The sequence below is a fragment of the Pantoea sp. S61 genome (genome assembly GCF_016625145.1).
Classification (GTDB): domain Bacteria; phylum Pseudomonadota; class Gammaproteobacteria; order Enterobacterales; family Enterobacteriaceae; genus Pantoea; species Pantoea rwandensis_B.
On record NZ_JACVUO010000019.1, the window covers coordinates 60,919 to 80,242 of the forward strand.

13 protein-coding genes are annotated in these 19,324 nt (G+C 54.1%); 6 read left to right on the forward strand and 7 right to left on the reverse strand.

From position 1 onward, the window contains the following. Positions 1-21: 21 nt before the first annotated feature. Together rcsC and gyrA are read right to left on the reverse strand one after the other, a co-directional pair. On the reverse strand, positions 22-2,874 hold the full coding sequence (gene rcsC, locus IAE30_RS24970) for a two-component system sensor histidine kinase RcsC (RefSeq protein WP_038645780.1): 2,853 nt from the start codon (positions 2,872-2,874) through the stop codon (positions 22-24). Positions 2,875-3,040: 166 nt separating this feature from the next. Next, positions 3,041-5,680 carry a DNA topoisomerase (ATP-hydrolyzing) subunit A gene (gyrA, locus tag IAE30_RS24975; protein ID WP_038645778.1) on the reverse strand — a complete coding sequence of 880 codons (2,640 nt, stop codon included), beginning with the start codon at positions 5,678-5,680 and terminating at the stop codon, positions 3,041-3,043. A gap of 177 nt (positions 5,681-5,857) precedes the next feature. Between gyrA and ubiG the strand changes: the two genes are divergently transcribed. Further along, positions 5,858-6,583, forward strand: a complete 726-nt coding sequence (ubiG, locus tag IAE30_RS24980) for a bifunctional 2-polyprenyl-6-hydroxyphenol methylase/3-demethylubiquinol 3-O-methyltransferase UbiG (RefSeq protein ID WP_200681177.1) — start codon at positions 5,858-5,860, stop codon at positions 6,581-6,583. A 552-nt stretch (positions 6,584-7,135) separates the two neighbouring features. Here the strand turns inward: ubiG and lsrG are convergent. Beyond that, positions 7,136-7,429, reverse strand: coding sequence for a (4S)-4-hydroxy-5-phosphonooxypentane-2,3-dione isomerase (gene lsrG / locus IAE30_RS24985; protein ID WP_200681178.1), 294 nt, complete (start codon positions 7,427-7,429; stop codon positions 7,136-7,138). 209 nt (positions 7,430-7,638) lie between these two features. Between lsrG and lsrK the strand changes: the two genes are divergently transcribed. From lsrK to yfaE, 4 genes are all read left to right on the forward strand, one after another. Next, positions 7,639-9,210, forward strand: coding sequence for an autoinducer-2 kinase (lsrK, locus tag IAE30_RS24990; RefSeq protein ID WP_200681179.1), 1,572 nt, complete (start codon positions 7,639-7,641; stop codon positions 9,208-9,210). 465 nt (positions 9,211-9,675) lie between these two features. Beyond that, positions 9,676-11,961 (forward strand): class 1a ribonucleoside-diphosphate reductase subunit alpha, encoded by a 2,286-nt coding sequence (gene nrdA, locus IAE30_RS24995; RefSeq protein ID WP_200681180.1) that lies wholly within the window; start codon positions 9,676-9,678, stop codon positions 11,959-11,961. A gap of 65 nt (positions 11,962-12,026) precedes the next feature. Beyond that, positions 12,027-13,157 (forward strand): class Ia ribonucleoside-diphosphate reductase subunit beta, encoded by a 1,131-nt coding sequence (gene nrdB, locus IAE30_RS25000; RefSeq protein ID WP_034825039.1) that lies wholly within the window; start codon positions 12,027-12,029, stop codon positions 13,155-13,157. 2 nt (positions 13,158-13,159) lie between these two features. Further along, a complete protein-coding gene (gene yfaE, locus IAE30_RS25005) occupies positions 13,160-13,420 on the forward strand; it encodes a class I ribonucleotide reductase maintenance protein YfaE (protein WP_038645769.1) in 261 nt (86 codons plus the stop codon). 59 nt (positions 13,421-13,479) lie between these two features. On the opposite strand, the gene IAE30_RS25010 is transcribed toward yfaE, so the two are convergent. Both IAE30_RS25010 and elaB read right to left on the reverse strand, forming a co-directional pair. Then, entirely contained in the window at positions 13,480-14,676 is a 1,197-nt protein-coding gene (locus IAE30_RS25010; protein WP_200681181.1) for a nicotinamide mononucleotide deamidase-related protein YfaY, read from the reverse strand. A gap of 152 nt (positions 14,677-14,828) precedes the next feature. Then, on the reverse strand, positions 14,829-15,137 hold the full coding sequence (gene elaB / locus IAE30_RS25015; RefSeq protein WP_034825045.1) for a stress response protein ElaB: 309 nt from the start codon (positions 15,135-15,137) through the stop codon (positions 14,829-14,831). A 291-nt stretch (positions 15,138-15,428) separates the two neighbouring features. Between elaB and IAE30_RS25020 the strand changes: the two genes are divergently transcribed. After that, entirely contained in the window at positions 15,429-17,087 is a 1,659-nt protein-coding gene (locus tag IAE30_RS25020; RefSeq protein ID WP_045813641.1) for a glucan biosynthesis protein D, read from the forward strand. A gap of 151 nt (positions 17,088-17,238) precedes the next feature. Here IAE30_RS25020 and IAE30_RS25025 read toward each other — a convergent pair whose 3' ends face one another. After that, positions 17,239-17,691 (reverse strand): GNAT family N-acetyltransferase, encoded by a 453-nt coding sequence (locus tag IAE30_RS25025; RefSeq protein ID WP_038645762.1) that lies wholly within the window; start codon positions 17,689-17,691, stop codon positions 17,239-17,241. A gap of 166 nt (positions 17,692-17,857) precedes the next feature. Next, positions 17,858-19,321 (reverse strand): NADH-quinone oxidoreductase subunit NuoN, encoded by a 1,464-nt coding sequence (gene nuoN, locus IAE30_RS25030; RefSeq protein WP_045813642.1) that lies wholly within the window; start codon positions 19,319-19,321, stop codon positions 17,858-17,860. Positions 19,322-19,324 lie beyond the last annotated feature (3 nt).

The window sequence follows — 19,324 nt, forward strand, 5'->3', positions numbered from 1 at the left end:
CGGTGCGCCTGTTCTTTTGTACTACCCTTTCCTGCTTTTTCTTACCCGCTCGGCATAGGTTGCCAACGTGGATTTCAACACATCAAGCGTAACAGGCTTGGATAGGCAGTTATCCATCCCGGCATCCATACAGCGTTGCTTCTCTTCTGCCAACGCATTGGCCGTTACCCCAATCACCGGGAAGGCATGGCCCAGCTGACGCAGGCGCTGCGTCAGGCGATAACCATCCATATTCGGCATATTGACGTCACTCAGCACAATATCAATGTGATTACGGCTCAGCACGTTCAGCGCATCGACCCCATCCTGTGCGGTTTTGGTTTGATAGCCCAGTGTGCCGAGCTGCTCAGAGAGCAACATACGGTTAATCGGGTGATCATCAACAATCAGTACCATAATGTCATCGTAACGGTTGGCCTCTTGCGGTGCGGCCAACTGCAACGGCGTGCTGGTTTCGCTATCAATATTGATGCGATAGATGCGGCCAAGTAATGAAGGCAGATCGTGCAGCATCGCACTGCTCTGCACCCACTGACCCGGCGCGGTTTCCTGCGGCATGTCGATATGCTGACCACAGATGTGAATCTGCGCGCGCACGGCCTGTGGCACCGTATCCTGATGGTCGCTAATAATCACATCGTCGCTACCGGCATTGCCCTGATAATGCGCGATCGTAATACCCTGTTGCTGCAACAGACGTAGCAGGAAGACCGCGAGATAATCATTGCGCATATCCAGCCAGATGGCTTTTTCCTGCAAACCATCCAGCAGCGGCGGCGCAGGCTGTTGTCCCGCGTAAATGGGGATACGGATGATAAACTGGCTACCCATGCCCGGCTCAGAGTCGACCTCAATATCACCGTCCATCATGTTGATCAGCTTTTCACAGATTGCCAGACCCAGCCCGGTGCCCTGGAAATTGCGCTGTACGCCAGAGCCCACCTGGAAGAAGGGATCGAACAGACGCGTCACTTCTTTCGCAGGAATACCGACGCCGGTATCGCGCACGCGGAAGGCTAAATAACCATCTTTGACATAGGCATGCAGAATAATGCAGCCAGTATGGGTGAACTTGATGGCGTTATTCAGCAGGTTAGAAATGACCTGCTGCAGACGCATTGGATCGCCATCCATCGTCAGCGGCACATCGTTTTCAATCATGACATATAACGTCAGGCGTTTACGCACCACCAGCGACAGATAGTTGCTGGCGATGTGATTGACCACCTCACGTGGCGAGAACGGGCGCGGCTCAATTTTCAGCTGCTCCGACTCAATTTTCGAGAAATCGAGAATATCACTGATAATTTTCAGCAGCAGGCTCGAGGAGTTGTTCATCGCCGTTACCAGCGATTCGACGCCTTTCGGCAACGACTTGGTTTGCAGCAGGTCGAGGTTACCGATAATGCCGTATAGCGGGGTACGCAGCTCATGGCTGACGGTGGCAAGGAACATGGATTTGGACTGGCTGGCCTGCTCTGCCGCATGCGCCATCTCCTGCAACGACTGCTCCATGCGTACACGCGCTGAGACGTCTACCAGCACGCAAATCGCTACGTTTTCATTACGATAGCGTGAATGCACAAAGCTGATTTGCAGGTTGGTATTGGTGCCGGTGAGCACATCGACAAAGTTGACCTGCTGCCCCCCGATAATCTCATTCAGACGCTGGCGATCTTCCTGCGTCAGTAGCGTCAGGTAGTTGTGCGCCAGTTCGTTACTCAGAATATTGGTGCCATCGCTGGTGCGCAAAATACAGATGCCAACCGGTGCCGAAGCGACAATTTTGCGGTTGAACTGCTCGTGCTCTTCCAGCCGATGTGCGTTGTCTTCCGCCGGCAGGAACATGCGACGTTCGAAAACCCATGCCAGCGTAAACAGGATCAGCGCACTGAGGATGTTCAGCAATAGGGCGTTAATCAGCATGAGCTTGAGCTGATCCACCAGCACATCGGTTGAAAGCGACCACACGACGTTGAGATTGGAGGGCGGCAGCGGCTTTTTCAGCACCAGTTGGTGATAGCTATTGAGATAGCCAAACCAGGTGCTGTCATCCGGCAGATCATCCAACGCGTAACCCGGCCCACCGCGTCGCGAACTCAACAGCGGGCGATAATTCTCGTCAGTGATGGTGGCAACCAGCGGCAATCCGCCTGGCTGAATAAACTCATCAAGACGGATATTTTGTTCCACGCCCAGCAACGCCTGTAGCTTGTTAGCCACATAAACCGGCATCACCATATAGAAATTACCGACGCCAGGCTGGCTGCTCGGTGTGATCCAATACATCGGATTACGGCGTTCTTCTTCGTTGCCGCTGCGATAGTGCAGCACACGCTCACGCAGCGCTTTCAGGCTACGTTCACGATCGACCGAATTGTTATTACCAATGGCAAAATCGGCCAGACACTGGTTTTCACCACCAATAAAGAACACCCGGTTGAGTTCGTAGGCGGAGGCAAAGTTGCTTTTCCAGTAATTGATGAAGTAGCCCAGCGAATCGAGCGAGTTGCGCCAGGTATTGCTCATTGAGGTGCAGTCACCATCGGAAAACAGCGGCGTGAACTGCGGCAAGGTACTTTTGCCGGCAGGCAGGCCATTCAGCACATCAAGACCATTGCTGCTGTTGCTCAGACGATTTTCCGTGATGTACTTCAGTTCACGCATCACGTCAGCAGAATGGCGTACATACCATTCGGCCTGGCCATAATTAGTCGCAAACTCCTGACGTACCGCATTTTCTTTCTCGTGTAGCACGTTGATGATGAAAAAAGTGGTCAGCAACGCACCCAGCGTCCAAAGCAGCAGCGCCAGCGCACGGAACAGATAGCGCGAGATGCGAAGCGTGGTGCGAAAGGAGACGAGATATTTCAAAAGAGGCTCACTGGCGGTAAGGGGTTGTCAGGAAGTTGAAAAACTCTCATACACTAGCTTTATCGGCCCGAAAAAGCCAGTTGGTGCGCGACTTTGGGAGTAAAACTCAGATAAAAAAACGGCAGGTCGGTTGCCCTGACCTGCCGCTGTTCTTCACCGCTGCGGATTACTCTTCTTCATCCACTTCAGGTGCATCGTCGTCGTTGTCGACTTCCGGCGCGATATCCTCTTCGCCTTCTGCGACGCTGCCGTCGATGGCGTCGAGTTCTTCCTCTTCCACCGGCTCAGCGACACGTTGCAGACCCACAACGTTTTCGTCTTCAGCGGTACGAATCAGAATCACGCCCTGGGTGTTACGTCCGACTACGCTGACTTCTGATACGCGGGTACGCACCAGCGTACCGGCATCGGTGATCATCATAATCTGATCGCCATCCACCACCTGCACCGCGCCAATCACTGGCCCGTTACGTTCGGTGACTTTAATCGAGATCACACCCTGTGTTGCACGCGACTTGGTTGGGTATTCGCTATTCGCCGTACGCTTACCGTAACCGTTTTGCGTCACGGTGAGGATGGCGCCCTCTTCACGTGGCACGATCAGGGAGACCACTTTATCGCCTTCGGCCAGCTTGATACCACGCACGCCCGAGGCTGAACGGCCCATGGCACGTACTGCGGTCTCAGCGAAGCGCACCACTTTACCCGCTGCAGAGAACAGCATCGCCTCATCGCTACCGTTGGTCAGTGCAACACCGATCAATTCATCATCTTCACGCAGGTTGATGGCGATGATACCGGCGCTACGTGGGCGGCTAAATTCCTGCAGAGCGGTTTTCTTCACGGTACCGTCAGCGGTGGCCATGAAGATGTTAAAGCCTTCGGTGTACTCACGCACTGGCAGAATAGCGGTGATACGTTCGTTGGCTTCCAGTGGCAGCAGGTTAACAATTGGGCGACCACGTGCACCACGGCTCGCTTCTGGCAACTGGTAAACTTTCATCCAGTAGAGGCGGCCACGGCTGGAGAAGCACAGAATGGTGTCGTGGGTGTTGGCCACCAGCAGACGATCAATAAAGTCTTCTTCTTTGATACGTGCTGCGGATTTGCCTTTACCACCACGACGCTGCGCTTCATAGTCAGTCAGCGGCTGGTATTTGACATAACCCTGATGCGACAGCGTGACCACAACATCTTCCTGATTAATCAGGTCTTCAATGTTGATGTCGGCGCTGTTGGCGGTAATTTCAGTACGACGCTCGTCACCAAACTGATCGCGCATTGCCACCAGCTCTTCGCGGATGACTTCCATCAGACGCTCGGCGCTCTGCAGGATGTGGATCAGTTCTGCGATCTGGTCCAGCAGTTCTTTGTATTCGTCGAGCAGCTTTTCGTGCTCAAGGCCGGTCAGTTTCTGCAGACGCAGATCCAGAATTGCCTGAGCTTGCTGTTCAGTCAGGTAGTACTGACCGTCACGAATACCGAACTGGGCTTCCAGCCATTCTGGACGTGCTGCGTCATCGCCCGCGCGTTCCAGCATGGTGGCGACGTTGCCCAGATCCCATGGCTGTGCCAACAGGCCCGCTTTCGCTTCAGCTGGGGTGGGTGCACGACGAATCAGTTCGATAATCGGATCGATGTTGGCCAGCGCAATGGCCAGACCTTCAAGGATGTGTGCACGGTCACGCGCTTTGCGCAGTTCGAAAATGGTACGGCGCGTCACCACTTCACGGCGGTGGCGCACGAAGGCTTCAATGATGCCTTTCAGCGTCATGATCTTCGGCTGGCCCTGATGCAGTGCCACCATGTTGATGCCGAAGGAGACTTGCAGTTGCGTCAGCGAATAGAGGTTGTTGAGCACCACTTCACCGACCGCATCGCGTTTGATCTCGATGACGATACGCATACCGTCTTTGTCAGATTCATCACGCAGGCCGCTGATGCCTTCAACACGCTTCTCTTTTACCAGCTCGGCAATTTTCTCGATCAGGCGCGCTTTGTTTACCTGATACGGGATTTCATTGACGATGATGGTTTCGCGGCCGGTTTTTGCGTCGGTTTCAATCTCACCGCGTGCGCGGATGTAAATTTTACCGCGACCGGTGCGATAGGCTTCTTCGATACCACGACGACCGTTGATGAACGCCGCAGTCGGGAAGTCAGGGCCGGTGATGTGTTCCATCAGGCCTTCAACAGTGATGTCTTCGTCTTCGATGAAGGCGAGGCAGCCGTTGATCACTTCCGTCAGGTTGTGCGGTGGAATGTTGGTCGCCATACCTACGGCGATACCGGACGAGCCGTTCACCAGCAGGTTAGGAATTTTGGTCGGCAGAACTTCAGGAATCTGCTCGGTGCCATCGTAGTTCGGCACAAAATCGACGGTCTCTTTTTCGAGGTCCGCCAGCAGTTCAGAAGAGATCTTCGCCATACGCACTTCGGTATAACGCATCGCTGCGGCGGAGTCGCCATCAACGGAACCGAAGTTACCCTGACCATCTACCAGCATGTAGCGCAGGGAGAACGGCTGGGCCATACGAACGATACTTTCGTATACCGCGGAATCACCGTGTGGGTGATATTTACCGATCACGTCACCGACCACACGGGCCGATTTCTTATAAGCTTTATTCCAGTCGTTACCCAGTTCGCTCATGGCAAAAAGCACACGGCGGTGCACCGGCTTCAAGCCATCACGCACATCGGGTAAAGCTCGGCCAACGATGACCGACATGGCGTAATCGAGGTAGGAGTTTTTTAACTCTTCTTCGATATTGACCGGTGTAATTTCTCTCGCAAGGTCGCTCATGGAGCCGCTATCCCTCTACATAATGCCGGTTTTTAATGGTGCGAAAGTATATCACAGTGGTTGCCCTCGGTGAACGTAAAGCGGGGTTTAATGCCGCTTTTCCTTGCAGGTGAGAGATGCGCTAGCAAGAGTTAAGCGTTTATACTGAGGGAATATTTTGTCAGGAGTCGTGATTCAATGAGTGAACAACCGCAGGAAAGCCGCCAAAACGTCGACCACGCTGAGATTGCCAAGTTTGAAGCGGTCGCATCGCGCTGGTGGGATTTAGAGGGTGAATTTAAGCCGTTACACCGCATCAATCCCCTGCGTCTTGGCTGGATTGCCCAGCACAGCAATGGCCTGTTTGGTAAGAAGGTGCTGGATGTCGGCTGCGGCGGCGGGATTTTGGCAGAAAGTATGGCGCGTGAAGGGGCCAACGTGACCGGGCTGGATATGGGGGCGGAGCCGCTAGAAGTGGCGCGGTTACATGCGCTGGAGAGCGGTGTGAGCGTGAACTATGTGCAGCAGACCGTGGAAGATCATGCGGTTAGCCATGCGGGCGCCTATGACGTGGTGACCTGTATGGAAATGCTGGAACACGTCCCAGACCCACGTTCTGTGGTGCTGGCTTGCGCGCAGTTGGTGAAGCCGGGTGGCGAGGTGTTCTTCTCCACCATTAACCGCAATCCAAAAGCATGGTTACTGGCAGTGTTCGGTGCCGAATACGTGATGCGCATGGTGCCGCGCGGCACGCATGACGTGAAAAAGTTTATCCGTCCCTCAGAGTTGCTGAATTGGGTTGATGAGACGCCATTGCGCGAGAGAGGCATGATTGGCCTGCACTACAATCCGCTGACTAATCAGTTCCGTCTGGGACGTGGTGTGGATGTGAACTATATGATTCATACCCATCGTCAGGATTGATCTTCCTGCTGCCCACTCTTAAAGCTGTGCAGAACTGCTGAAGGGTTGCTGTGCATGGCACAATGCTTCTCAGTTAAGTTCCTGCTCAGGTGAGGCTGCCGTTTTAATAAATGGCAGCTTTTTTACATGTGCGATTGAGTATGTTGTTGCGGGCCACAGCACCTCTGCTGCGGCCTCAAACAACGTGCCCTCTGTAGCAATAAAAGTGCTATCGCCTGAGTTATCGTGCCCTTTCCTACAGCGTAAACAGATGTTAGCAAGCAGGCTGGTGCCGCTGTGGGGGCTGGCATTTCGCAGCGCTGAACGGAATGAGGAAGCCAGGAGAGCCAGCATGGATGCTGGCGAAAGGTGCAGCCGGGACAGGGAAAGTCCCGTCTGCACCGGTCCGTCAGGCTGACGAGTGAAGTGAAGGTACCGCGTCAGCGGCGCGAGGACAGCCAGCCCCACAGCGGCATCAGACTGCGGTATCATCTGTACCGCCAGTCCAGAACGGCATCAGACTGCATTATCACTGATTGCTTAACAGACAAGCATCACTCCCTTCTCATGCCCTTACTCGGGAAAAATCCCCTTAAACGCGGTTTTCTTTCTCGGTTCGCTCATCAGCGCCTCTAGCGCCTCGATGCAGGCCAGATAGTGCGGCGTTTTCTTGTGTGCTAACACCGCGGCCTCATCCGCATAAGCTTCATAAATAAAGAAGCGTGTCGCCTCACTACTGTCCTGCAAAACGTCAAAACGCAGATTGCCAGGCTCCTGCAGTGCCCCTAAATGATTGAGCTTAAACACCCGCAAAAATTCGTCGATACAGTCGGGCTTCACGTTGATCTCTACCAGCGTTACTTCCATCGGCTTGTTCCTTTCATCACGATTTGCAGAGTGGCAAGCCTGGCCAGGCTCGCTGAATAAAACTCTCGCAGCGATCACAGTTCAAACTTTCAACGATGGGCTAAGCCCTTCATCTGGAGGTGAAAACGCTCACGCACAACTATCTTTGCAGTAACACCCGTTGGGCTGTCGGTGTGGAGCACTCTTTCCTTTTCAACAGGAGTTTCGTGATGACACACGCCCCACATCTGATGGCGCTCGACGCCGGCACCGGTAGCATTCGCGCCGTGATTTTCAATCTTCAGGGTGAGCAAGTCGCGGTGGCGCAGGCTGAATGGCGGCACCTCGCCCTGCCCGATGTGCCTGGCTCAATGGAGTTTGATCTTGAGCACAACTGGCAACTTGCCTGTCAGTGCATTCGACAGGTGCTGCAGCAGTCACAATTGCCTGCCAGGGCGATACGAAGCGTGGCCTGCAGTTCAATGCGCGAAGGTATTGTGCTTTACAACAAAGCGGGCGAAGCGATTTGGGCGTGCGCCAACGTGGATGCCCGTGCCAGCCGCGAGGTGAGTGAACTTAAGGAAATTCACCACGGCCAGTTTGAGCGAGAAATCTATCAGTGTTCAGGACAAACGCTGGCACTCGGCGCGATGCCGCGTCTGCTGTGGCTGGCGCATCATCGACCTGATGTTTATCGTCAGGCCGCCACCTTAACCATGATCAGCGATTGGCTGGCAAAATGTCTCAGCGGTGAACTCGCCGTGGACCCATCGAACGCCGGCACGACTGGCCTGCTGGATTTACACACGCGGCAATGGCGCCCTGACCTGCTAGAGATGGCGGGATTGCGCGGGGATATCTTGTCCCCGGTAGCCGAAACCGGCAGCAAGCTAGGAGAGATTACGGCCGAAGCCGCTCGCCAGTGTGGTCTTGAGCAAGGCACGGTGGTCGGCATGGGCGGCGGCGATGTGCAGCTTGGCACTCTGGGGTTAGGCATCGTGAATGCGGGGGAAACGGCTGTACTGGGGGGCACTTTCTGGCAACAAGTAGTGAACTTGCCGCAACCGCAGGTTGATCCTCAAATGAACATTCGCGTGAATCCGCATATGATCCCCGGTATGGCACAGGCGGAAGCGATCAGTTTCTTTACCGGCCTAACGATGCGCTGGTTCCGTGATGCCTTTTGCGGCGAAGAGAAACTGCTGGCGGAGCGCCTTGGTGTGGATTGCTACAGCCTGCTGGAAGAGATGGCGGCACGCGTCCCCGCCGGTTCGTGGGGCGTGATGCCGGTGTTCTCAGATGCGATGCACTTCAACAAGTGGTATCACGCTGCACCTTCCTTTATTAATCTTTCCATCGATCCCGAACGCTGCAATAAACAGACGCTCTTCCGTGCGCTGGAAGAGAATGCTGCGATTGTTTCGGCCTGCAATCTGGATCAGGTGGCCGCCTTTTCCGGTGTCCAAACCTCACAGATCGTGTTTGCCGGTGGCGGTGCGAAGGGCAAATTGTGGAGCCAGATTTTGAGCGATGTCACGGGGTTGACGGTCAAAGTGCCGCAGGTGAAAGAAGCCACCGCCCTGGGCTGCGCTATCGCTGCAGGTGTTGCCGCTGGGGTTTACCGCAGTTTGCAGGAAACGGGACAGCAGTTAGTCCGCTGGGAGCGCGAATTTCACCCCAACGCAGAACACCACCAACTCTATCAACAGCAAAAAGCCAACTGGCAGAAAGTCTATGCCGACCAACTCACCCTGGTGGACAGTGGGTTAACCACCTCGATGTGGAAAGCACCAGGTTTGTAACTCACTGCTATCCAGATCAATTTCCTTTTAGACGCGTACCACGCTTTTTTATAGGCTGCATTGGTCACAAAAAATTCATAAGCAATTTTAGATAAGTTCGCTACTGGCGGCCTTGTCAGGGCTTTTTTGACTTCAGAAATTTCCGTGATGAGAAGCTTTGAGCAATAAACACGCGCTCGATCAAAAAGTGAAAAAAAAGTCGTTGGCAGTTGACACCATTGGCAGGCCTTACGGAATGGGGATCCAGGAATTTCGCCACCCCCCTGGACGGATTTTTTCGCGAAAATCAACTCTTGTGATGATCAGAATGCTGACTAGAATACTCACCATATTGTTGTTCAAACTTCCCGCACCCCCTATATATAGTGTTTATCCACAGGCTTACTCACAACGAGCGGCTTGTGCATAGACCTTGTGAATAGATGGGGGATAACTCACTCTTTCATGGACAGGTAAACACGCGACATGAACCAAAGTCTGCTCGTTACTAAACGCGATGGCCGCCAGGAGCGCATTGATCTCGACAAGATTCACCGAGTACTGGATTGGGCCGCTGAAGGGCTGAATAACGTCTCCGTGTCTCAGGTTGAGTTGCGCTCCCACATTCAGTTCTACGATGGAATTCGTACTTCTGATATCCACGAGACCATCATCAAGGCCGCTGCAGACCTGATCTCCCGTGATGCGCCGGATTACCAGTACCTGGCTGCTCGCCTCGCCATCTTCCACCTGCGTAAAAAAGCTTACGGCCAGTTTGAGCCGCCGAAGCTGTACGATCAGGTAGTGAAAATGGTTGAGATGGGCAAATACGATCGTCACCTGCTGGAAGATTACAGCGTAGAAGAGTTCGAGCAGATGGACGGCTTCATCGACCACTGGCGCGACATGAACTTCTCCTACGCTGCGGTGAAGCAGCTGGAAGGCAAATACCTGGCGCAGAACCGTGTGAGCGGTGAAATCTACGAGAGCGCACAGTTCCTGTACATCCTGGTCGCCGCGTGCCTGTTCTCTGGTTATCCACGCGAGACGCGTATGGATTACGTGCGTCGCTTCTATGATGCCGTGTCTACCTTCAAGATCTCACTGCCGACGCCAATCATGTCTGGCGTACGTACCCCAACCCGTCAGTTCAGCTCTTGCGTACTGATCGAGTGTGGTGACAGCCTTGATTCAATCAACGCCACCTCTAGCGCCATCGTGAAATACGTGTCGCAGCGTGCGGGTATCGGTATCAACGCCGGTCGCATTCGTGCGTTAGGTAGCCCAATCCGTGGCGGCGAAGCCTTCCATACCGGCTGTATCCCGTTCTATAAGCATTTCCAGACCGCAGTAAAGTCTTGCTCACAAGGCGGCGTACGTGGTGGTGCAGCGACCCTGTTCTACCCGATGTGGCACCTGGAAGTGGAAAGCCTGCTTGTGCTGAAAAACAACCGTGGCGTTGAAGGCAACCGCGTGCGTCACATGGACTATGGCGTGCAGATCAACAAACTGATGTATACCCGTTTGTTGAAAGGTGAAGAGATCACCCTGTTCAGCCCGTCTGACGTGCCAGGCCTGTACGATGCGTTCTTCGCCGATCAGGACGAATTCGAGCGTCTGTACACCAAATACGAGAAAGATGACAGCATCCGCAAACAGCGTGTGAAAGCGGTTGAGCTGTTCTCTCTGATGATGCAGGAACGTGCTTCAACCGGCCGTATCTACATCCAGAACGTCGATCACTGCAACACCCACAGCCCGTTTGATCCGGCTATCGCACCCGTCCGCCAGTCTAACCTGTGCCTGGAAATCGCGCTGCCAACCAAACCGCTGAACGATGTGAATGACGAAAGCGGCGAAATCGCGTTGTGTACGCTGTCTGCCTTTAACCTCGGTGCGATTGACAGCCTCGACGATTTGGAAGAGCTGGCGATCCTCGCAGTTCGTGCACTGGATGCGCTGCTGGATTATCAGGATTACCCAATTCCTGCGGCAAAACGCGGCGCAATGGGCCGTCGTACTCTGGGTATTGGCGTGATTAACTACGCTTACTATCTGGCGAAAAACGGCGTGCGTTACTCTGATGGCAGCGCCAACAACCTGACGCATAAAACTTTTGAAGCCATTCAGTATTACCTGCTGAAAGCCTCGAACGAGCTGGCGAAAGAGCAAGGCGCCTGTACGTGGTTCAAAGAGACCACTTACTCACAGGGCATTCTGCCGATCGATACCTATAAAAAGGATCTCGACGCCGTTTGTAGTGAGCCGCTGCACCTGGATTGGGAAGGTCTGCGTGAGTCGATCGTTACGCACGGCCTGCGCAACTCCACGCTCTCTGCCCTGATGCCGTCTGAAACCTCTTCGCAGATTTCAAACGCCACCAACGGTATTGAGCCACCGCGCGGTCACATCAGCATCAAAGCATCCAAAGACGGTATTCTGCGTCAGGTGGTGCCAGAGTATGAGCGTCTGAAAGATCAGTACGAACTGCTGTGGGAAATGCCATCTAACGACGGTTACTTGCAGTTGGTTGGTGTGATGCAGAAATTTATCGATCAGGCGATTTCGTCGAACACCAACTATGATCCAAGCCGTTTCGCCAATGGCAAAGTGCCAATGAAACAGCTGCTGAAAGATCTGCTGACCGCTTATAAGTTTGGCGTGAAAACCCTGTACTACCAAAACACCCGTGATGGTGCGGAAGATGCGCAGGACGACCTGGCTCCTTCCATTCAGGATGACGGCTGCGAAAGCGGCGCTTGTAAGATTTAATTAGTCAGACGCCCTATCTTGTCAGGGCCGGCAATGGTCGGCCCTCATCACTTTTGGACTTAGCCATGGCTTACACCACATTTTCGCAGAACAAAAACGACCAGCTGTTAGAACCGATGTTCTTCGGCCAGTCAGTGAACGTTGCCCGTTTCGACCAGCAGAAATATGACATCTTTGAAAAGCTGATCGAAAAGCAGCTCTCCTTCTTCTGGCGTCCAGAAGAAGTGGACGTTTCACGCGATCGTATCGATTATCAGGCACTGCCAGATCACGAAAAACACATCTTTATCAGCAACCTGAAGTATCAGACGCTGCTGGATTCAATCCAGGGTCGCAGCCCTAACGTGGCCCTGCTGCCACTGATTTCGATTCCAGAACTCGAAACCTGGATCGAAACCTGGGCGTTCTCTGAGACCATCCACTCGCGCTCTTACACCCATATCATCCGTAACATCGTCAACGATCCTTCACTGGTGTTTGACGACATCGTCACTAACGAGCAGATTCTGGCGCGTGCGCAGGATATCTCGAAGTATTACGACGATCTGATCGAGATGACCAGCTACTGGCATCTGCTGGGTGAAGGCACGCACGAAGTGGCGGGTAAAACCGTGACCGTGAATCTGCGTGCGCTGAAAAAGCAGCTGTATATCTGCCTGATGAGCGTTAACGCACTGGAAGCGATTCGCTTCTACGTGAGCTTCGCCTGTTCATTCGCCTTCGCCGAGCGCGAGCTGATGGAAGGTAACGCCAAAATCATCAAACTGATTGCGCGCGATGAGGCTCTGCACCTGACCGGCACTCAGCACATGCTGAACCTGCTGCGCACCGGTGAAGATGATCCTGAAATGAAAGAGATCGCTGCCGAGTGCCGTGATGAGTGTTTCGACCTGTTCAAGAAAGCCGCCGAGCAAGAGAAAGAGTGGGCAGATTATCTGTTCAGCGGTGGCTCAATGATCGGTTTGAACAAAGACATTCTGTGCCAGTACATTGAGTACATCACCAACATCCGCATGCAGGCTGTAGGTCTCGATCTGCCGTTCCAGACGCGTTCTAACCCGATTCCATGGATCAACTCCTGGTTGGTGTCAGACAACGTGCAGGTGGCACCGCAGGAAGTGGAAGTCAGTTCTTACCTGGTCGGCCAGATCGACGCCGAAGTGGGCGAAGACGACTTTAACGACTTCCAGCTGTAAGCATGAGCCGTTCTGTTGTTATTCTGCGCAGTTCCGGCTCCCGGCTGGAGTGCGCAGAAGATCATCCCAATCTGCTTGTTGCACTGGAAGCGCACAACGTGTGCGTAGAGTTTCAGTGTCGTGAAGGCTACTGCGGATCGTGCCGGATGCGTTTGCTGAAAGGCGAAGTGGCTTACGCGGAAACCCCGCTGGCGTTTATTCAACAGGGCGAGATTTTGCCCTGCTGCTGCCGCGCTAAAGGGGAGATTGAGATCGAGCTATAAGCACCGGGTCGTCATCAATGGCGACCCGGTGAAATTCATCGCAAAGGCTGCCCACACACTTACTGTTTCACGGCTTCCAGCACATCAATCCAGCCATGCCCGGTACTGACTTCACTGCCGTGCAGCCAGCGACGCAACATGTTCATCGCCATCATCGCCACGACTTTCTGCCGGGTTTCCACATTGTGACGCCCATGGGTGAACTTCACGCGCTGGCCCCAGCTGGCTTCCGGCGTATGCAGCGCAATCGCCACTTCGCCCTCTTCCAGATTACCCACCGACAGCGCCAACACCGTGCCGTGATGCGCGGCCAGATTGCGCGTACGCTCGACCTGAGCTTCCAGCGGTTCATCATGAGGGGGTAGAATCTCTGCTGCGCTGAGCGGCACGTCCGCTGACGCCAGTTGCCAGTTCAGTAGTCCGGCTGTGTATTGCTCGCTTAACGCCAGCCGGAATCCACGCTGTTGCAACTCATGCGCTAACAAAGCGGGTAAGCCTACAGTGCCTTCGAAGATAGTGCATTCCGCCAACAGCAGCTTCACCTGCTGCCACGCCTGCTCCATCGCCACACGTTGGCTGGCCGGTCCGGTGAGTTTGATTTCAATGATTGGCATTGATGAGCGATAGCCCATTACCACACCTTCCGGCAACGGTAACGGCTCCAGTTCGGCGGCAATGTCACTCTCGCCGCGACCAAAGGTGGTCAGACGCAAACACAGCGGCGGCTCAGGCAAATCAAAACGCGCTTTCAAACGCGGAATGATCTCCTGCTCGACCATCACTTTAAATTCGGACGGCACGCCCGGCGTGAAGAATATCCAGCAGCGATTGAGCTGAAGTGCAAAGCCACACGCGGTACCCACCGGATTATCAATCAGCTCGGCATTCGCCGGAATTTCCGCCTGCTTGCGGTTGCTCGGCGCCATGATGCGTCCACGGCTGGCAAACCAGGCTTCCATTTTTTCCAGCCATTCCTGCTGGATCACCAATTCGGTGCCACACGCGGTGGCTGCCGCGAGCGCACTGAGATCATCGCTGGTTGGGCCGAGGCCACCGTTGACGATCAGCACATCAGCTATTTGACTACGGCTCTGTAGCGCGTCCACTAAAGAGGACATCGCATCGCCCACGGTACTGCGGCTGGTCATCGGCAAGCCGTGCTGGAACAGCACATCCGCCAGCCAGGCGGCATTCGTATCGACAATCTGCCCATGCAACACTTCATCGCCCGTTGAGAGCATTTCAACACGTATCACGTTACATTCTCCTTATCCCTGTCGCTTTACTGTAGAAAGCGCGCAGGCGAAACACAATCGCCGTTGATGCGAAACAAGGATTCGAGACAAATGAGAGGGATAAAGCGGTAAAAAAGAGGAATCGGGCGTAACATGCGTTACGCCCCGACAATTTAACGGCGGGCCAACAGTAAACCGACAAACAGGCCAGCGGCGGCGCCAATGCCGATCCCCTGCCACGGTTTTTCATGCACATAATCGTCGGCACGATAGGCCGCTTTTTTGGCACGGTAATAATAGCTGTCAGAAGCCTGGCTAACGCGATTCTTCACGTCTTCCAGTGCTTGTTCCGCTTTAAGTTTCAATTCGATGTACTTTTGATCGGCCGGATCGCCCGACGATTTCAGTACTTCTTCCAAAGTTTCTGTCAGTAGCGCCAGGTCGTCATCAAGGCGAGTTTCAAATTGATCTGAAGATGACACGTTATACTTCCTCCATACTCGTCACTTATCGTCGTTTAACTATAGTCATAAATTCGGTATTTGCTGCGCGCAAGGAATTAGGATTACGCTGGGTTTTGCTCGACTCAATGCAAAGTTGCGTAATCCGCGCTGTTGCAGCGTGAAATCTGCTTCGCTTATTTGATTAATCTGATAAATTTTTGTCAGACTGAATTTTTTAATTTCGCGACTGTCGTATCCCCTTGTAGCCAGACGTAATGCGTCTTACGACAGTCACAACACACCAGAGCAGCTAAGGATTAGATTTCCGGCATGAATCGTAGAAAATTTATGAAAGCGTCCATGGCCCTCTCTGCCGCAAGCGGCATGACCGGGCTCTCCTCGCTGTTTGCGCAGTCCGCCTGGGCCGATGATGGCATCGCCGACGGCACCGCAGTGCGCTTCGATTTCGACTCACTGAAAAAGAAAGCCTCCGCGCTGGCGAAACAGCCCTGGGGCGGCGCACCCGGCCCGCTTCCTGACACCCTGGCCAATCTGACACCGCAGGCCTACAACGAAATTCAGTACGATGCCAACCATTCGCTGTGGAACAACATTCCCGATCGCGAACTGGATGTGCAGTTCTTCCACGTGGGGATGGGCTTTAAACGCCGTATCCGCATGTTCTCAGTGGATGCCGATAGCCGTGAAGCGCGCGAAATCCACTTCCGTCCCGAACTATTTAACTACCACAACGCTAACGTCGATACCCAACAACTGGTCGGCAAAACCGATTTGGGCTTCGCCGGTTTCCGCGCGTTTAAAAAGCCAGAACTGGCGCGTCGCGATATCGTCTCGTTCCTCGGCGCGAGCTACTTCCGTGCGGTTGATGAAACCTTCCAGTACGGCTTGTCAGCGCGCGGTGTGGCAGTAAACACCTTTAGCAACGGCCACGAAGAGTTCCCGGACTTTACCGCCTTCTGGTTTGAAACACCGAAAGCCGACGACACCACCTTCGTGGTTTATGCGCTGCTGGACGGCGCCAGCGTGACCGGTGCGTACAAGTTCACTATCCACTGCGAAGAGAAACGCGTGGTGATGGAGGTGGAAAACCACCTGTTTGCTCGTAACGACATTCGTCAGCTCGGCATCTCGCCGATGACCAGTATGTTTAGCTGCGGCACCAACGAGCGTCGCATGTGTAATACCTATCATCCACAAATCCATGACTCCGATCGTCTGGCAATGTGGACTGGTAAAGGGGAATGGATTGCACGTCCGCTGAACAACCCGCAGCGCTTGCAATTCAATGCTTATGAAGATGAAAACCCACGTGGTTTTGGTCTGCTGCAGCTCAATCACGACTTCAAAGATTATCAGGATGTCATTGGCTGGTACGACAAGCGCCCAAGCCTGTGGGTTGAGCCGATTGGCAAGTGGGGCAAAGGCGCCATCAACCTGATGGAGATCCCGACGACCGGTGAAACCCTGGATAACGTGGTGTGCTTCTGGCAGCCAACGGAACCGGTTAAAGCGGGCAGCGAATTTAACTTCCAGTACAAACTTTACTGGAGCCAACTGCCGCCAGTGCGCAGCGGGCTGGCGCGTGTCGATGCCACACGTACCGGCATCGGCGGTTTCCCGGAAGGTTGGGCACCGGGCGAGCACTTCCCCGATCAGTGGTGCCGTCGCTTTGCGATTGATTTCGTCGGTGGCGACCTGAAAGCCGCTGCGCCGAAAGGCATTGAGCCGGTTATTACGGTCAATGCCGGCACCATCAAGCAGGTTGAGATTCTTTATGTGGAGCCGCTTAACGGCTACCGCATTCTGTTTGACTGGTATCCGAACAGCGACTCTACTAAGCCGGTGGATATGCGCCTGTTCCTGCGCACCAAAGATGAGACCTTAAGTGAAACCTGGCTGTATCAGTATTTCCCACCGCCGCCGGATCAGCGTAAATACACCGATGACCGACAGATGACGCCGGGTTGATATCCCCCTAAAAAGTTCGAATTTCGGGAAGGCAGCAAACGAGAGAACCCGATGAGCTGACTCAAGTCAGTGATTCGGGTGAGCCAGAGCAGCCAACTCACCGGTAATTTGAAGTATGACGGGTATAAATGGCGAGGAGCATTCCTCGCCATTACGCTTTCTGCATACCAATGTGCGGAATGTTATCTTCCATGTAAACGTCCCCCACCGCTTTGAAGCCAAGACGACCGTAAAACCCTTCCAGATGGGCCTGCGCTGATAAATAAATAGTGCGTTGCGGCCAATGGGTATCGCAGCTCTCCAGTGCTTTCTCCATCAGTCGATAGCCCAACTTCAGGCCACGCGCTTCTTCGGACACGATCACGCGACCAATCAGCACCGGGGCGCTGTCCAGTGAGGGCGTAAGCACGCGAGCGTAGGCCAATAATTTTCCGTCAAGGAAGCCCATAATGTGGCGATTCTCTGCTCGCAAATCCTGACCATCTACATCTTGATAGGGGCAGTTTTGCTCCACAATGAATACGTGATTGCGCAGTGCCAGCACGGTATACAATTGCTGTGCACTCAGTTCACTGTGGTGGCAATCAAGCCATTGCATTTCCATGATGCTTCCTTGTCTGAGCGAAAAAAGTGATCCCCTGAGAGTATCACAGCGCGCGGGTATTAAGCAGCCGTACAGGGTTGCCGCATTGCCTTGTCGTGATCGCATTCTCAGATTACAGGCAAAAAAAATCAGGCCCGCGGGCCTGATTTCTGAGGTCAAAGCGCTTTTACATCAGCGGCTGTGCCAGCTGCACCAGCGAGATCAGTGGCTGCGGATAGACACCGAGCAGCAGCACCAGAATCGCCGAGATCAGCACTACCACACCACCGGCGGTGAAGGCCCAGTTGGCTGGCGTATCACGATCGCGCGTGTGCATTTCTGGTGGACTGAGATACAGGCTCACCGTCACACGCAGATAGTAGTAAAGACCAATTGCACTACCAGCAACCACTGCCGCGGTCAGCCACCACAGATGCGCGTTCACACCGGAAGCAATGACGTAGAACTTACCAATGAAGCCCAGCGTCATCGGTATACCGGCCAGAGACAGCATCATCACGGTCATGACCGCTGACAGAATCGGACGGTGCCAGAACAGACCACGGTAAGAGTAGAGCGTATCAGCATCCGGGCCACGGTACGGGCTGGACATCAGGCTGACCACACCGAATGCGCCGAGGCTGCTGAACAGGTAACCCGCCAGGTACACACCCGCCGTTTCCAGCGACAGCTGATGGGTTTTCACCGCAATCAACGACACCAGCAAATAGCCAAGGTGTGCGATTGAGGAGTAACCGAGCAGGCGTTTGATGTTGCTCTGCGAAATCGCCATCAGGTTACCGAACAGAATCGACACGAAGGCAATCACGCCCAACACGGTGCGTACGGCTTCACTGTCAGTGACTGGCGCGTACAGGAACAAACGCATCACCACGCCAAAGATAGCGATTTTGCTGGCGGTAGCCAGGAAGGTTGAAACCGGCGCTGGCGCACCCTGATAAACGTCTGGCGTCCACAGGTGGAACGGAACCAGTGACAGTTTAAAGCCGAGGCCGATAATCATCATGCCCAAACCGACCAGCAGTAGCGGTTGCTGGATCATACTGTCATTCAGGCTCTTACCTAACTGTACGAAGCTCAGGCTGCCCGAATCGGCATAAATCAGCGCGATACCAAAAATCAGGAACGAGGACGCTGCAGCGGACAGGATCATGTATTTCAGCGCCGCTTCCAGCGAACGTTTCTGACGGAAGGCGTAACCGATAAGACCAAACAGCGGCAGTGACAGCAGTTCAATCCCGATGAACAGTGCCGCCAGATGGTTGGCGCTCGCCAGTACGATGCCACCCAGAGCCGCAATCAGCACGAGCAGATAGAACTCATCTTTGTTGTCCGGGAAACCGGCCAGCCAAGGATAAGCAAAGGTGCAGGTCGCGAGGCTGGCAAGTAGCACTAGCGCGGTATAGAACATCGAGTAGCCGTCAACGCGCAGCAGCGGCGTGACATCCATGGCACCGACATGACCGACAAACCACAGTGAAAACAGCGCCACGTTCAGGCCAATGACCGTCAGCGTGGCATTAACAAAGTGGTTGCGTCGCCACGCAATGGACAGCATCACCACCACCACCGTCAATCCGACGATCAACAGCGGTAGCAACGCGATCAGATGTTGAGGAGTTATTGTCATGGC

Coding starts and splice junctions, on each gene's coding strand:
- gyrA (WP_038645778.1), bottom strand. CDS start 5,680: ATGAGCGACCTTGCGAGAGAAATTACACCGGTCAATATCGAAGAAGAG.
- ubiG (WP_200681177.1), top strand. CDS start 5,858: ATGAGTGAACAACCGCAGGAAAGCCGCCAAAACGTCGACCACGCTGAG.
- lsrG (WP_200681178.1), bottom strand. CDS start 7,429: ATGGAAGTAACGCTGGTAGAGATCAACGTGAAGCCCGACTGTATCGAC.
- lsrK (WP_200681179.1), top strand. CDS start 7,639: ATGACACACGCCCCACATCTGATGGCGCTCGACGCCGGCACCGGTAGC.
- nrdA (WP_200681180.1), top strand. CDS start 9,676: ATGAACCAAAGTCTGCTCGTTACTAAACGCGATGGCCGCCAGGAGCGC.
- nrdB (WP_034825039.1), top strand. CDS start 12,027: ATGGCTTACACCACATTTTCGCAGAACAAAAACGACCAGCTGTTAGAA.
- yfaE (WP_038645769.1), top strand. CDS start 13,160: ATGAGCCGTTCTGTTGTTATTCTGCGCAGTTCCGGCTCCCGGCTGGAG.
- IAE30_RS25020 (WP_045813641.1), top strand. CDS start 15,429: ATGAATCGTAGAAAATTTATGAAAGCGTCCATGGCCCTCTCTGCCGCA.
- IAE30_RS25025 (WP_038645762.1), bottom strand. CDS start 17,691: ATGGAAATGCAATGGCTTGATTGCCACCACAGTGAACTGAGTGCACAG.
- nuoN (WP_045813642.1), bottom strand. CDS start 19,321: ATGACAATAACTCCTCAACATCTGATCGCGTTGCTACCGCTGTTGATC.